Source organism: Nonomuraea recticatena (assembly GCF_039533245.1).
Classification (GTDB): Bacteria; Actinomycetota; Actinomycetes; order Streptosporangiales; family Streptosporangiaceae; genus Nonomuraea; species Nonomuraea roseola.
Window position 1 is genome coordinate 92571 of record NZ_BAAATE010000009.1, and the last position, 14154, is coordinate 106724.

Below are 14154 nucleotides of genomic sequence, written 5' to 3' on the forward strand. Positions count from 1 at the left end.
CGACACCCCCTGGGGAGGCGACGCGAGTGATGCACCTAGGCTTGGGGATATGAAGATGGGGCTGCCACGTGAGGAGCGCTGCCTCGTCATGGGCGTGGTCAACGTGACCCCCGACTCCTTCTCCGACGGCGGCCTGTGGTTCGACGAGAGCGCCGCCGTCCGCCACGGCCTCGAGCTGGTCCAGGAGGGCGCCGACCTGGTCGACGTCGGCGGCGAGTCCACCAGGCCTGGCGCCGCGAGGGTGCCGCTGGAGGAGGAGCTGGCCAGGGTCGTGCCGGTGATCCGCGCCCTGAGCGGCGAGGGTGTACGGGTGAGCGTCGACACGATGCGGGCCGAGGTCGCGAAGGCCGCGGTCGAGGCGGGCGCCGAGCTGGTCAACGACGTGAGCGGCGGTCTGGCCGACCCCGAGATGCCGAGGGTGGTCGCCGACACGGGCGTGCCGTACGTCGTCATGCACTGGCGCGGTCACAGCCACGACATGGACAGCAGGGCGGTCTACTCCGACGTTGTCACCGAGGTGCGTGAGGAGCTGGCCAAGCGGGTCGACCTGGTGCTGGCGGAGGGCGTCTCCGAGAGCCAGATCGTCCTCGACCCCGGCCTGGGTTTCGCCAAGAACGCCGAGCACAACTGGGCGCTGCTCAACGGCATCGAGGAGTTGAACGAGCTGGGTTATCCGCTGCTGATCGGGGCTTCGCGCAAGAGGTTCCTCGGTCGCCTGCTGGCCGATTCCGACGGGACTCCCCGCCCGTTCAGCCGCAGCGACCACGCCACCACCGCGGTCACCGCGCTGGCCGCCCACGCGGGCGCGTGGTGCGTGCGGGTGCACGAGGTGGGCCCCAACGCCGATGCCGTCCGTGTGGCGGCCGCCTGGAAGCGAGGAGGCGGCCGATGAGCGTCGACACCGCTGCGATCGAGACGATCAACCAGTCCTTCTACACCGCCATAGAGGACGCCGATCTCGACAAGATGACCGAGATCTGGGCCGAGGACACCACCGACGGCCAGGTGAGCTGCGTGCACCCCGGCTGGACGATGCTGGCGGGCAGGGGCGAGGTGCTGCGCTCATGGGCGCTCATCATGGCCAACACGACCTACATCCAGTTCGTGCTCACCGACGTGCGCACCACCGTGCTCGGCGATCTCGCCGTGCTCACCTGCGTGGAGAACATCCTCACCGCGGGTGAGGAGGGCGAGGCCAGCTTCGCCGCGGGCAAGGTGGTGGCCAGCAACGTCTACGTCAGGTCGGCTCAGGGCTGGCGGCTGTGGATGCACCACGGCTCACCCGTGCTCCAGAGCGACGATGACGAGGAGGAGGAAGGCGATCTTGACGGCTGATCGGATCACCCTCAAGGGGTTGCGCTTCAGGGGCCGTCACGGCGTCCTGCCCGCCGAACGCGAGCTGGGCCAGGAGTTCGTGATCGACGTCACCCTGTTCCTCGACACCAGGCCCGCCGCCGGCAGCGACGAGGTCACCCGGACGGTGCACTACGGCGAGCTGGCTCTCGACCTGGCCAAGGTCGTCGAGGGCGAGCCCGTCAACCTGATCGAGACGCTCGCCGAGCGCCTGGCGGAGGTCTGCCTGGCCAGTGAGCTGGTCCAGACGGCGGAGGTCACCGTGCACAAACCGGCGGCGCCGATCCCGCTCGCCTTCGACGACGTGGCCGTCACCATCCTGCGGAGCCGGTCATGAGAGTCGTCCTCGCTCTCGGCAGCAACCTCGAGCCGCGCTTCGAGACGCTCCAGGGCGCCCTCGACTCCCTCTTCGACGCGCCGGGGCTGCGGTTCGTCGCCGTGTCTCCGGTCTACGAGACCGACCCGGTGGGCGGCCCCGACGGGCAGAAGCCGTATCTCAACGCCGTGGTCGTCGCCGAGTCCAAGCTCAGCCCCGAGACCCTGCTCGACCGCGCGCAGAGCGTCGAGAACGCCTTCGGCAGGGTCAGGGCCGAACGCTGGGGGCCGCGCACCCTCGACGTCGATGTGATCGTCGCCGGAGACATCATCTCCGACGACCCCGCGCTGACGCTGCCGCATCCTCGCGCCCATGAGCGGGCCTTCGTGCTGGTCCCGTGGTCCAAGGCCGACCCTGACGCGGTGCTGCCCGGCCGCGGCCCCGTCGCCGACCTGCTGGCCGGGCTCGACAGGAGCGGCGTACGGCTGCGCGAAGACCTCAAGCTGCAGGGGCCGGATTGAAGCCCACCCGCCCGGCCGTCCTGGCCGGCATTCTCGTTGTCGTAGCCCTGCTGGCCTGGCTGATCGTCAGGCAGATCTACTCCGAGCTCCCCCGGTTGCCGTGGACGGCGATCCCCACGGTGCTGCTGCTGGCGATCGGTGAGGCCTACAGCGGCTGGATGACGCGTGCGCGCATCGCCCGCAAGCCGGACACGAAGCCCGTCGAGCCGCTCGCCGTCGCCCGCCTGGCGGCGCTGGCGAAGGCCTCGGCCTATGTGGGCGCGGTCTTCGCCGGCCTGTTCGCGGGGTTCACGCTGACCACGGTGCAACTGCTGACCAGCGAGTCGCCCGGCCAGGAGTTCTTCGTGGCGACGGGCTCGTTCCTGGCGTTCGTGGTGCTGATCTGCGCGGCCCTCTACCTCGAGAACTCCTGCAGGGTGCCCAAGAAGCCCGACGACGAACGTCAGGACTTCTGATAGCGCCTAGGTGGGCGCCGGTGTGCGATCCACCCGTTTTCTGCGGGAGAAGAGGTAGATGACCGGAAGGGTGCACAGCAGCGGGCCCAGGATGGCGAAGGGGCGTTCCAGCCACCACATCAGGTTGGGTCGGGGATCGGCTGAGGGGAAGCCGAACAGACCCCACCACAGGCCCAGGGCGATCGCCATCCCCGTGGTGTGGAAGAGGAACAGCGGCAGCGCGAAACGGTTGATGGTCTCGTTGACGCGCTTCCAGCGGGGCCCTTCGAGCACCCGCTCCATGGTCGGCCGCAGTACCTCGACCAGGCCGATCTGGAAGATGAGCAGGCAGACGATGACGAAGGTGGGCGGCGCCATGTTCGACAGCTTGTCGCCCGGCACGCCGACCATCGAGCCCGGGTACAGGCCCGAGTAGACCAGCCCGAACAGGCCGAACAGCCCCGTCCAGAGGATGGCCACGTCGTAGCGGCGGGGCAGGACGACCACGCGCTCGTAGAAGAAGCCCGCCTGGTGGGCCAGGCCCCAGACGAGGATCATGTTGAGCCAGCCGACCCAGTCGACGCCGTAGCGCAGCCTGATGACGTCGACGACCAGCGCGGCGCCGCCCAGCCAGATGAGCGCGAGCACGTCGTAGCGGCGGTGCAGCCACAGCGCCACGGGCAGGAGCGCGATCAGCACCAGGTAGACGATGAGGAACCACAGGGGACTGAGCACGAGCAGCACCACGCGCCACATCCAGGGGATGTCGAACAGCATGGTCACGACGGCGCCGATGCCCATCCAGATGCCCGTCAGCGTCAGGCCGGGGATGGCCAGCGCCTTGATGCGCCGCCACACGAAGGCCCCGATGCCGGTGCCGCGTTCGCACGCCCTGTTCCACGACAGCAGGTGGACGTAGCCGCCGACGTAGAAGAACAGCGGCAGCACCTGGAAGAGCCAGGTGAGGATCCACAGCCCTGAGGTGAAGCCCAGCGGACTGGTGGGGGAGGGCCCTTCGGGCGACCACCGGAGGATGGTGAACGCCCAGTGCCACACCACGACGGTGATCAGGCTGAGCGCGCGCAGCCAGTCGACGTATTTGTCCCTCACTTGTCGATGTCACCCACCACGAAGAACATCGAGCCGAGGATCGCGACCATGTCGGCGACCAGGTGGCCAGGCAGCATCTCGCGCAGCACCTGCACGTTGCTGTAGGAGGCCGAGCGCAGCTTCATCCGCCACGGTGTCTTGTCGCCCCTGGAGACCAGGTAGTAGCCGTTGATGCCCAGCGGGTTCTCCGTCCAGGCGTAGGTGTGGCCCTCCGGAACCTTCAGCACCTTGGGCAGGCGCTGGTTGATCGGGCCAGGGGGCAGCGAGCGCAGCCGCTCGACGCAGGCGTCGGCCAGGTCGAGGGAGACCTTGAGCTGTTCGAGCAGCACCTCGAAGCGGGCGTGGCAGTCGCTGGCGGTCCTGGTGACGACCTTGACGGGCAGCTCCTCGTAGGCCAGGTACGGCTGGTCGCGCCGCAGGTCGAGGTCGACCCCCGACGCCCTGGCGATCGGGCCGCTCACGCCGTACTGCATGATCGTTTCGCGGTCGAGGACGCCGACGCCACGGGTGCGGGCCAGGAAGATCTCGTTGCCGAGAATGAGGTTCTCGATGTCGGGCACCTTGGCCCTGGTGGCGGAGACGGTGGCGCTGACACGGTCGAGCCAGCCCGCGGGCAACTCCTCCTTGAGCCCGCCGACGCGGTTGAACATGTAGTGCATCCGTCCGCCGGAGATCTCCTCCATGACGGCCTGGATGCGCTCGCGCTCGTTGAAGGCGTAGAAGATCGGAGTGATCGCGCCCAGCTCGAGCGGGTAGGAGCCGAGGAACATCAGGTGCGACAGGGCCCTGTTGAGCTCGGCGAGCAGCGTGCGCGTCCACACCGCCCTGGCGGGCACCTCCATGCCGAGCATCCGCTCGGCGGCGATCACCACGCCGAGCTCGTTGGCGAAGCCCGACAGCCAGTCGTGCCTGTTGGCCAGCATGATGATCTGGCGGTAGTCGCGGACCTCGAACAGCTTCTCCGCGCCCCTGTGCATGTAGCCGATGATCGGCTCGGCGGTGGCGATGCGCTCGCCGTCGAGCGTCAGGCGAAGTCGCAGGACACCGTGCGTCGAGGGGTGCTGCGGCCCGATGTTGAGGATCATGTCCTCCGTGGCCAGCTCCTTGGCGCCTGCCCCGATTCCGACCACGCGTTCTTCCATAACCGCCATGCTGCCACTGGCGGTGAGGGTGATCCAGTCAAGGAATGGTCTGTTTGCGCATTTCCGCTGGTGAGCCAGGGGAGATAGAAGGGCATGAAAAGAGTCTTGTTCGATCTGGCGGCGTTGGTGACACGGGTGGCGATCGGTCTCGTCTTCGTCTCGCACGGCTGGCAGAAGTGGCAGACCGGCATCGACTCCGTCACGCAGATGTTCACCAAGATGGGGGTGCCGCAACCGGGGCTGGCCGCGGGCTTCACGATGACGGCCGAGCTGGTGGGCGGAGCCCTGCTGATCATCGGCCTGTTCGTGCCGGTCGCTGCGCTGGCCCTGGTGGCGGCGATGGCGGGGGCGTTCCTGTTCGTTCACGCGCCCAACGGGGTCTTCGTCGGCGACGGAGGCTGGGAGCTGGTCGGCGCCCTTGGTGCCGCGTGCCTGGTGCTCGCCGCGGTGGGCGGAGGGCGCTTCGGCGTCGACGGCATCCGCAAGGCCGCTCTCGCCAGACGGGCCCAGCGCAGGGCCGAGGCCAACGCCGCGGCCCGCGCGCCCATCGACGTGGACGGCGTGTCGCACCACCGCGAGCTGTCGAGCCCCTAGCGCCGCGCGGCCAGGTCGCGTAGCGCGCCGATGAGGCGGTCGATGTGCTCCTCGTTGCTGCCGATGCCGATGGAGGCCCTGACGGCCGAGGTCGTGCCGTCCTCGCAGCCACCGTCGTGCTCGGTGGCCCCGAGCAGGTGGCGGACGAAGGGGTGCGCGCAGAACTTGCCGTCACGCACGCCGATGCCGTACTCGCCGGAGAGCGCTTCGGCGACCTCGCGCGCGGTGTAGCCGTCGACGACGAACGACACGATGCCGACCCTGGGGTGGTCGGGGCCCCACAGCGACAGCTCGTGCACGCCCTCGATCGCGGCCAGGCCCTCGCGCAGCCTGGAGACGAGCCGCTCCTCCTCGCGGACCAGCGCGGTCCAGCCGGTGGCGGTGAGCGCGTCGCACGCGGCGGCCAGCGCGATGGCGCCGAGCACGTTCGGGGTTCCCGCCTCGTGCCTGGGCTCGGGGTCCTCGTGCCACTCGACGGCGTCGGCGACCGCCTTCACCGCGCCGCCGCCCTTGAGGTACGGCTCGCCCTCGGACAGCCAGTCCCGCCGTCCGACCAGCACGCCCGCGCCGAAGGGAGCGTAGAGCTTGTGACCGGAGAAGGCCACGTAGTCGAGGTCCAGCGCGGTCAGGTTGAGTCTGCGGTGCGGGACCAGCTGGGCCGCGTCGACCAGGATGCGGGCGCCGTGCCTGTGCGCGATGTGCGCGAGCGCGGCGATCGGCCACAGCTCGCCCGTCACGTTGGAGGCGGCGGTGACCACGAGCAGCTTGGGACCCTCGATCGCGGCGAGGGCCTCGTCGGCCTGCCGTACGGCCTCGCCGGGGAAGGCGGGCGGCGCCAGCCGTACGGCCTGCGGCCAGGGAAGGAGGGAGGCGTGGTGCTCGGTGTCGAAGACCACGGCGGTCGTGCCCTCGGGCAGGCACCTGGCCAGCAGGTTCGTGGCGTCGGTCGTGTTGCGGGTGAAGATGACCGCGTCGTCGGTGCGGGCGCCGACGAAGGCGCGCACGGTGTGGCGCGCCTGCTCGTAGCGGGCGGTGGTGAGCTGGGAGGCGTAGCCCGCGCCGCGGTGCACGCTGGAGTAGGCCGGGAGCGCGGCGGCGACGGCCGCGCTGACCGGCTCGAGACACGGGGCGCTGGCGGCGTAGTCGAGGTTGGCATAGGAGACCAGACGGCCGCCCTTGACGGGAACCTCGAGGTCCTCGCCGAGCACCTTGACCTGAACGGGGTGGGAGATCGTCGCTACGGACATGGCACAGCCCTCCTGGGGTCACCGGACCCCCGGCTGTGGCACCTCGGAGCCCGCGCTTGCCCGCCACACCTCGTGACGGACCAGGTCTTCACCCGGGGCACCCCGCCGCGGACGCGAGGGTTGCCGGCCAGCAAGCCGGGGCTAAGCGCTGGCACTCATGACCTACGCCGGAACTATAACCGACACGTGACCCCATTCCGCAAGCCCGCGCCATCGAGGGCCGGTCGGCGGGCCGGGGTGTTCGGAGAGGCCACGAACTTTTGCCGTGATCGGCTCGTTGGGGTTGGGGACGACTAACCAAGGAGGTATGTGATGTTGGACTGGGTGGCAGACCCTCAGATCTGGATCGGGTTCTTCACCCTGGTCGCCCTCGAGATCGTGCTGGGCATAGACAACATCATCTTCATCTCGATCCTGGCGGGCAAGCTCCCGCCCGAACAGCGTGACAGGGCAAGGGTGATCGGTCTCGGCGCCGCCCTCGTCACCAGGCTCCTGCTCCTGCTCGCCCTGGCATGGGTGGTCCGGCTGACCGAACCGCTCTTCGAGGTCCTGGGTCAGGAGATCTCGGGCCGAGATCTGATCCTCATCCTTGGCGGCCTGTTCCTGCTGGCCAAGAGCGTGCTGGAGATCGGCGAGAGCATGGAGCTGAAGGGCCAGGACGGCAAGGAGCGCAAGGCCACCTCCTTCACCTCGGTGATCCTGCAGATCATGGTGCTCGACATCGTGTTCTCGCTCGACTCGGTCATCACCGCGGTCGGCATGGTCGACGAGCTCGGCGTCATGGTCGCCGCGGTCATCGTCGCCGTGCTGGTCATGCTGTTCGCGTCGGGGCCGATCAGCAGGTTCGTCGACAAGCACCCGAGCATCAAGATGCTCGCGCTGTCGTTCCTGGTGCTGATCGGGGTGGTGCTCCTGGCCGAGGGCTTCGACCAGCACATCCCGAAGGGCTACATCTACTTCGCGATGGCCTTCTCGGTGGTCGTGGAGCTGCTCAACATCAGGATGCGGAGCAGGCACGCGAAGGCGGAATCTAGTATGAACTAGTGCGCTTTGATCCTTGGAATCCGGATTTCGTGGCCTCGCCGTACGCGGTTTATGACGAGCTGAGGCGCGAGGCGCCGGTCAGCTTCTTCGAGCCCACGGGTCAGTGGCTGATCGCCAGGCACGCCGACGTCAACGCGCTGCTGCGCGACCGCAGGCTCGGCAGGTCCTACCTGCACCTGGCCACGCACGAGGAGTTCGGGCGCGAGCCCGAGCCGGACTTCCAGGAGCCCTTCTGGCGGGTGATCAGGGCGGGCATGCTCGACGTCGAGCCGCCCGTCCACACCCGCCTGCGCCGCCTGGTCTCCAAGGCGTTCACCCCCCGCATGGTCGAGTCGATGCGCCCGAGGGTCCGCGCGATCGTCGAGGGCCTTGTCGACGACTTCGTCGAGAAGGGCGGCGGCGACCTCATCGCGGAGGTGGCCGAGCCGCTGCCCGTCACCGTCATCGCCGAGATGCTCGGCGTGCCCGACGCCGACAGGCACCTGCTGCGCCCGTGGTCGGCCGACATCTGCGGCATGTACGAGCTGAACCCCTCGCAGGAGGCCCAGCACACCGCCGTCAGGGCCGCGTCGGAGTTCTCCGACTACCTCAAGGGCCTGGCCCGCGCCCGCAGGGCCGCTCCGGGCGAGGACCTCATCAGCGCGCTCGCCCAGATCGAGGAGCTGACCGAGGACGAGCTGGTCGGCACCTGCGTGCTGCTGCTCAACGCCGGTCACGAGGCGACCGTGAACGTCACGGGCAACGGCTGGTGGTCGCTGTTCCGCAACCCCTCCGAGCTCGTACGGCTGCGCGAGGACCTCTCGCTGCTGCCCACGGCCGTCGAGGAGCTGATGCGCTACGACACCCCGCTGCAGATGTTCGAGCGCTGGGTGCTCGAGGACATCGAGGTCGGCGGGGTGTCCATCCCGAAGGGCGTGGAGATCGCCCTGCTGTTCGGCTCGGCCAACCGCGATCCCGAGGTCTTCGACCGCCCCGACACGCTCGACGTCGGCAGGGCGGACAACCCGCACATCTCCTTCGGCGCGGGCATCCACTTCTGCCTGGGCGCGCCGCTGGCCAGGATCGAGCTGGTGGAGTCGTTCGGCGCCCTCCTGAGGAGGGCGCCGGACATCGCCCTCGTCGAGGAGCCCGAGTGGAACCCCGGCTACATCATTCGAGGGCTTCGTTCGCTCGACGTCTCCTGCGGGTGAGTGGGCGCCGCCCATCCCGGGTCGCCTCGGCTTCACCGCGCTGACCACGCCCACGCCGCAGGGGTCGTCTCACGCGGGTGGCGAAGGAGGCCGCGTGAGTCGCGTGAGTATCGGCTCGACCAGCTTGGCGGCGAGAGGGCCGAAGGCCGCGAGGATCAGCACGTAGGTGGCGGCGAGAGGGCCGAGATCGGGGTGCGCCCCCGCTGCCACGGCCAGGCCGGCGATGACGATGTTGAACTCGCCGCGTGGAACCAGCGCGATGCCGGCACGCATGCGGCCCGCCCTGGCGATGCCGGCCCTGCGTGCCGCGTAGGAGCCCGTCAGGAGCTTGGTGACGATGCTGACCAGCGCGAGCAGGAGCGCGAGCAGCGCCACGGGCGGGATCTTCCCTGGATCGGTCTGCAGGCCGAAGAAGACGAAGAAGACCGCGGCGAACAGGTCGCGCAGCGGCATCAGCAGCGCCCGCGCCTCGTGTGCCAGCTCGCCCGACAGCGCGATGCCGACCAGGAAGGCGCCCACCGCCGCCGACACCTGCAGCTCCTGGGCGATGCCCGCCACCAGCAGCGCCAGGCCGAGCACCTTCAGCAGCAGCACCTCGTTGTTCGGGCTGGAGACGAACGCCTCGATGAACCTGCCGAAGCGCAGCGCGATCACCAGGACGATGGTCACCGTGCCGAGGGCGATGCCCAGCGAGATCGCGCCCGTCACCAGCGAGACGCCTGCCAGCATGGCGGTCAGCAGCGGCAGGTAGACGGCCATCGCGAGGTCCTCGAAGACGAGGAGCGACAGCACCACGGGTGTCTCGCGGTTACCGATCCACCCGAGATCGGACAGCACCTTCGCGGTGATGCCCGAGGAGGTGGCGTAGGTGACGCCCGCCATGGCGACGGCCGCGACCGGGCCCCAGCCCAGCAGCAGCGCGGCTATCGCGCCCGGCGCCGCGTTGAGGACGATGTCGACCAGGCCCGCCCTGGCGTTGCTGCGCAGGCTGGAGACCAGCTCGCCGGCGTTGTACTCGAGCCCGAGCGTGAGAAGCAGGAGCACGACGCCGATCTCGGCGCCGACGGCGATGAAGTCCTCGCTGGTGGCGAGGGGAAGGATGCCGCCCTGCCCGAAGGCGAGGCCGGCCAGGAGGTAGAGGGGGATGGCGGAGATTCCCGCTCGCAGCGCCAGCGCGCCGAGCACGCCGAGAGCGAGGATGATGCCGCCGAGTTCGAGGAAGACAATCGCGGTGTCGTGCACTTACCCGTCCGTGAGAATGTCGGCGACCGCTCGGGTCGTCTCGTCGTCGCCGACGACGACCACGACGTCTCCCGCGCTGAACCTGAAGTCGGGGGTCGGGCTCGCGTTGACCTGCGGACCACGCACGACGGCCACCACGGAGGCGCCGGTGCGGGTGCGGATGCGCGTGTCACCCAATGTCCTGCCGTCGTACGGCGAGCCGGGCAGGACGGGGAGCTGGATGCTCACCAGCCCCTCGATCTCGCTGTGGAGGGCGTTGAGCCGCTGGACGATGCGCGGCGCGCCGAGCAGTTCGACCAGCGCGTCGGCCTCTTCGTCGTTGAGCTGTATGGCTTCACACGCCCTGTCGGGATCCGACCGGTCGTAGATGATCAGGTCCCGCCGTCCCGAGCGGTGCGAGACGACGGCGACGCGGCGACCCGAGTGGGTCGTGAACTCGTGTTTGAGTCCGATGCCTGGCAGCGAGGTCTGTTCGATCTCCACATGGTTAACGTATCTGGCTAAGCCATCCGAATGCGCCCAGGCCCTCGCCGTCGATGAGCTCGGCCTCCTGCGAGGCGCGCGCCAGAGCTCTCAGATAGCCGGACGGATCGGTGCGCGCCAGGTCGAGCGAGGGCCTCGTTCCCGTGATGCCGAGAGAGCGCAGCATGTCGCGCTGTGTGGACAACGTTGTGGATATCGCACCGGCTTGCTCGCCTGCCTCCGCACACGCGTCAAGTGCGACATGCGCGGTGATGTCGCAGGTCCCGTCGGGTATAGGCGCAACGACCGAACCATCCCTGTATCCGGTGAGCGTCCCTTGGGCGGGCCGGTTATCCACAGGGTGTGCATAATCAATGGCTATCGCCTGGCCTCTGGCGAGCCGCTCGACCACGCTCGCCCACGCCATGCAGCGCGACCTGCCCAGCTCGGCCCGCTGGCCCACTCTGCGCAGCGGCCACCACCGCTCCATCCAGAGCAGATCCTCCTGCTCCGGGGCGGGGCCCAGCCGCTCGTCGCCGGTCTCGGTGTCGACCAGCACCAGGCGCGGCCCTTCAGGGGTCTGCTCGGCCACGTCGAACGGTATGTTGTCCAGCCACTCGTTGGCGATCACCAGGCCGGTGATCGCCTTGGGTGCGGCAGGGCTCCAGGCGACGCGCTCGGGCAGCCCGGCGGGGCGGGAGGACAGGTCGACGGCGGTGACCCGCAGCCGGTCGCGCAGGCCGGGTCCGGCGAGATCGAGCACGAGGGCCGAGAGCGCTCCGTCGCCCGCGCCGATGTCGACGAAGTCGAGCGGTTCGGGCCTGCCGAGCTTCTCGTCGAGGGAGAGCAGGACCTTCGTGACCGCCTCGGCGAAGACCGGGGAGGCCACCACCGAGGTGCGGAAGTGCCCTGAAGGGCGTTCGCGCAGGTAGAACCCGTTGTCCCCGTAAAGCGCCCGCTCCATCGCCGCCCGCCAGGTGAGCCACATGACACGGACTATCTCATGAGGCTCCCTTGGCACGCCAAGTGACGGGATGACTACGTACTGTCTATGTTTTGCGCTACCGTTACGGACCGTCACCGGGTGATCGCCCCGGCCCTACCCCCAGTGGGCGCGGTCCGGTCCCCGGCGCAAGCACCCCGGACAGCGGCCTTCGGCCGCGCAACGAGAGGAGACCCTCATGCTGAAGAAGTCTGTCGTCGTCGCCGGCGTCATGGCCATGATGGCGCTCGGCGCCCCCGCCGCCCACGCGGACAACGTCACCAGTGGCAGGAACGGTGTGCTCTCCGGCAACCAGATCTTCGCGCCGATCTCGATTCCCGTGAACGTGTGCGGCAACGCCATCGCGGTGATCGGCGCGGCCGTGGCCGGCTGCAAGGGCGGCGCCTCGGTGGACGTCCACCAGCACTGACGCGCTTGATGCGCGCCCGCTGGCGACGGAGCCTGCGGGCGCGCACCGGACACACCTTGGCCGGCCCGTCGGCGGTGGGTCGGCCTCCTCATTACAGGGCGGGCGTCGGGTCACAAAGGCTCGGCGCCCGCTTCTGGCAGGGGTGCACCTTTTATGTCCCCTTGCCCGGCTTTGTGGCATCTCAACATGCGGCAAAAGAGCCATGACCCGGGCCGTGAACCAGCGGCAGTTACCCTGTTCAACAGTGTCGTTGACAGGGGGGCAGTACGTCATGGACGCAGGAGATCGCCCGGGTCGGCTGGCCGTCGGCGTGCTGGGCGCGGGCAAGGTCGGCTCGGTCCTCGGCGCCGCGCTCGCTCAGGCCGGCCACAGGGTCGTGGCCGCGAGCGGCGTCTCCGACACCTCCCAGCGCTGGGCCGCGGAGCGCCTCGGCGTGCGGACGCGCAACCCCGAGGAGGTCGTCGGCGCCGCCGAGCTGATCCTGCTCACCGTCTCCGACGACGCGCTGCCCGGACTGGTCGCCGGTCTCGCCTCCACGGGGGCCGACCTGCGCGGCAAGCTGCTCGTCCACACCAGCGGCGCGTACGGCCTGGGCGTCCTCGACCCCGCCGCCCAGAAGGGCGCCCTCCCGCTCGCCCTCCACCCGGTCATGACGTTCACCGGCAGGGACGACGACCTCAACAGGATCACCGGCATCTCCTTCGGCGTCACCTCGCCCGAGCCGCTGCGGCCCATCGCCGAGGCGCTCGTCATCGAGATGGGCGGCGAGCCCGTCTGGATCGCCGACGCCGACCGCGCCCTCTACCACGCGGCCCTGGCGGGGGCGGCCAACCACATGGTGACCCTGATCGCCGAGTCCTCGGAGCTGCTGGAGCGCATCGGCGTCGAGCATCCGGGCAGGATGCTGGGCCCGCTCCTGGGGGCCGCGCTCGACAACGTGCTCAGGCTGGGTATCTCGGGGCTCACCGGCCCTGTCGTCCGCGGCGACGCGACCACCGTGCGCAGGCACGTCGACGCGCTGATCCTGGCGGCGCCCGAGGCGGCCGACGCATACGTGGCACTCGCTAGGCTCACGGCGGACCGGGCGCTCGCCGCCGGGTTGCTCAAGCCCGAGGCGGCCGAGCGACTGCTCGACGCGCTCGGGGGGAACATTTGGACCTGATCGGGCCGGGACGTTCCGCCTGGACCTGATCAGTCTAGGAGGTCACCGATGGAACTGATCGTCGCGCACGACCGCGCAGGACTGGACAAGGCGCGCTCCTCGGGAAGCGTCGCTCTCGTCCCGACCATGGGCGCCCTGCACGAGGGACACCGCTCGCTCATCCGCATGGCGCGCGCCATGGGCGAACAGGTGGTCGTCAGCATCTTCGTCAACCCGCTGCAGTTCGGCCCCGACGAGGACTACGCCCGCTACCCCCGCACGCTCGCCGCCGATCTCGAGATCTGCGCGGAGGAGGGGGTGGACGTCGTCTTCGCCCCCTCGCCCGACGACATGTACCGGCCCGACCGCCAGGTGAGCGTCTCCGCGGGCGAGATGGGCACGATCGTCGAGGGCGCCGTCCGCCCCGGGCACTTCGACGGCATGCTGACCGTCGTGCTCAAGCTGTTCAACCTCGTCAGGCCGGACATCGCGGTGTTCGGCCAGAAGGACGCCCAGCAGCTGGCGCTGATCAGGCGGATGGTCGCCGACCTCGACCTGCCCATCGAGATCGTGGGCGCCCCCACCGTGCGCGAAGGCGACGGCCTGGCGCTGTCCAGCCGCAACAGGTACCTCACGTCCGACGACCGCCACGCCGCACTCGCCCTGTCGCGGGCCCTGCGCGCGGGAGCGGCCGAGAGGGAGCCCGCCGCGGTCAGGGCGGCCGCGCGCGAGGTGCTGGCCTCGTCCGCGCTCGAGGTGGACTACCTCGTGCTGGTCGATCCGGCCACGTTCGCCGAGGTCCCCGACTCCTACAGGGGTGAGGCGGTCCTCGCGGTGGCGGCCAAGGTCGGGTCCACCCGGCTGATCGACAATCTCCCGCTGACGTTCTAGGGCGGGGGCGGGAAGAGGGCACTGCGTCGGGGGCGTTATCGTCATGTTGACGAAA

General features: G+C 69.6%; 17 protein-coding genes and 1 riboswitch. Of the genes, 11 read left to right on the plus strand and 6 right to left on the minus strand.

Annotation, left to right across the window (positions count from 1 at the left end; translation table 11 throughout):
* Positions 1-49 precede the first annotated feature (49 nt).
* From folP to ABFX50_RS19515, 5 genes are read left to right on the plus strand one after another with little or no spacing between them, the layout of a single operon-like run.
* The gene (gene folP / locus ABFX50_RS19495; protein WP_346127887.1) at positions 50-892 is read left to right on the plus strand and encodes a dihydropteroate synthase; all 843 of its coding nucleotides are present in this window, start codon (positions 50-52) and stop codon (positions 890-892) included.
* Positions 889-1335: a nuclear transport factor 2 family protein gene (locus tag ABFX50_RS19500; RefSeq protein WP_183653700.1), complete on the plus strand. Its 447-nt coding sequence runs from the start codon at positions 889-891 to the stop codon at positions 1333-1335. The genes folP and ABFX50_RS19500 overlap by 4 nt, the downstream gene beginning before the upstream one ends.
* The gene (gene folB / locus ABFX50_RS19505; protein ID WP_346148240.1) at positions 1325-1690 is read left to right on the plus strand and encodes a dihydroneopterin aldolase; all 366 of its coding nucleotides are present in this window, start codon (positions 1325-1327) and stop codon (positions 1688-1690) included. Before ABFX50_RS19500 ends, folB begins: the two co-directional genes overlap by 11 nt.
* Positions 1687-2190: a 2-amino-4-hydroxy-6-hydroxymethyldihydropteridine diphosphokinase gene (folK, locus tag ABFX50_RS19510; RefSeq protein ID WP_183653705.1), complete on the plus strand. Its 504-nt coding sequence runs from the start codon at positions 1687-1689 to the stop codon at positions 2188-2190. The genes folB and folK overlap by 4 nt, the downstream gene beginning before the upstream one ends.
* Complete coding sequence (locus tag ABFX50_RS19515; RefSeq protein ID WP_346148242.1) at positions 2187-2645, plus strand: DUF3180 domain-containing protein; 459 nt, start codon at positions 2187-2189, stop codon at positions 2643-2645. Before folK ends, ABFX50_RS19515 begins: the two co-directional genes overlap by 4 nt.
* A gap of 6 nt (positions 2646-2651) precedes the next feature.
* On the opposite strand, the gene ABFX50_RS19520 is transcribed toward ABFX50_RS19515, so the two are convergent.
* Complete coding sequence (locus tag ABFX50_RS19520) at positions 2652-3734, minus strand: acyltransferase family protein (protein ID WP_346148243.1); 1083 nt, start codon at positions 3732-3734, stop codon at positions 2652-2654.
* Positions 3731-4876: an NADH-quinone oxidoreductase subunit D gene (locus ABFX50_RS19525; RefSeq protein ID WP_346148245.1), complete on the minus strand. Its 1146-nt coding sequence runs from the start codon at positions 4874-4876 to the stop codon at positions 3731-3733. Before ABFX50_RS19525 ends, ABFX50_RS19520 begins: the two co-directional genes overlap by 4 nt.
* 93 nt (positions 4877-4969) lie before the next feature.
* Between ABFX50_RS19525 and ABFX50_RS19530 the strand changes: the two genes are divergently transcribed.
* A complete protein-coding gene (locus ABFX50_RS19530; protein ID WP_346148246.1) occupies positions 4970-5470 on the plus strand; it encodes a DoxX family protein in 501 nt (166 codons plus the stop codon).
* Here the strand turns inward: ABFX50_RS19530 and ABFX50_RS19535 are convergent.
* Positions 5467-6717 (minus strand): aminotransferase class V-fold PLP-dependent enzyme, encoded by a 1251-nt coding sequence (locus tag ABFX50_RS19535; protein WP_346148248.1) that lies wholly within the window; start codon positions 6715-6717, stop codon positions 5467-5469. The genes ABFX50_RS19530 and ABFX50_RS19535 overlap by 4 nt on opposite strands.
* A 47-nt stretch (positions 6718-6764) precedes the next feature.
* Positions 6765-6880, minus strand: a riboswitch (SAM riboswitch).
* Positions 6881-7029: 149 nt separating this feature from the next.
* On the opposite strand from ABFX50_RS19535, the gene ABFX50_RS19540 reads away from it, so the two are divergent.
* Both ABFX50_RS19540 and ABFX50_RS19545 read left to right on the plus strand, forming a co-directional pair.
* A complete protein-coding gene (locus ABFX50_RS19540) occupies positions 7030-7761 on the plus strand; it encodes a TerC family protein (protein WP_346148250.1) in 732 nt (243 codons plus the stop codon).
* Positions 7761-8951 (plus strand): cytochrome P450, encoded by a 1191-nt coding sequence (locus ABFX50_RS19545; RefSeq protein WP_346148252.1) that lies wholly within the window; start codon positions 7761-7763, stop codon positions 8949-8951. The genes ABFX50_RS19540 and ABFX50_RS19545 overlap by 1 nt, the downstream gene beginning before the upstream one ends.
* Before the next feature lie 69 nt (positions 8952-9020).
* Here the strand turns inward: ABFX50_RS19545 and ABFX50_RS19550 are convergent, their stop codons facing one another.
* The 3 genes from ABFX50_RS19550 to ABFX50_RS19560 are packed head-to-tail and all read right to left on the minus strand — an operon-like array spanning position 9021 to position 11643.
* On the minus strand, positions 9021-10193 hold the full coding sequence (locus tag ABFX50_RS19550; RefSeq protein ID WP_183653722.1) for a cation:proton antiporter: 1173 nt from the start codon (positions 10191-10193) through the stop codon (positions 9021-9023).
* Positions 10194-10676, minus strand: coding sequence for a cation:proton antiporter regulatory subunit (locus ABFX50_RS19555; protein ID WP_346148255.1), 483 nt, complete (start codon positions 10674-10676; stop codon positions 10194-10196).
* Positions 10677-10680: 4 nt separating this feature from the next.
* Complete coding sequence (locus ABFX50_RS19560) at positions 10681-11643, minus strand: SAM-dependent methyltransferase (RefSeq protein ID WP_346148257.1); 963 nt, start codon at positions 11641-11643, stop codon at positions 10681-10683.
* A gap of 193 nt (positions 11644-11836) precedes the next feature.
* On the opposite strand from ABFX50_RS19560, the gene ABFX50_RS19565 reads away from it, so the two are divergent.
* The 3 genes from ABFX50_RS19565 (at position 11837) to panC (ending at position 14099) form a co-directional block, all read left to right on the plus strand.
* On the plus strand, positions 11837-12067 hold the full coding sequence (locus ABFX50_RS19565) for a chaplin (protein WP_183653732.1): 231 nt from the start codon (positions 11837-11839) through the stop codon (positions 12065-12067).
* A 271-nt stretch (positions 12068-12338) separates the two neighbouring features.
* Entirely contained in the window at positions 12339-13229 is an 891-nt protein-coding gene (locus ABFX50_RS19570) for a Rossmann-like and DUF2520 domain-containing protein (RefSeq protein ID WP_346148585.1), read from the plus strand.
* 48 nt (positions 13230-13277) lie between these two features.
* Entirely contained in the window at positions 13278-14099 is an 822-nt protein-coding gene (panC, locus tag ABFX50_RS19575) for a pantoate--beta-alanine ligase (RefSeq protein WP_346148259.1), read from the plus strand.
* Positions 14100-14154 lie beyond the last annotated feature (55 nt).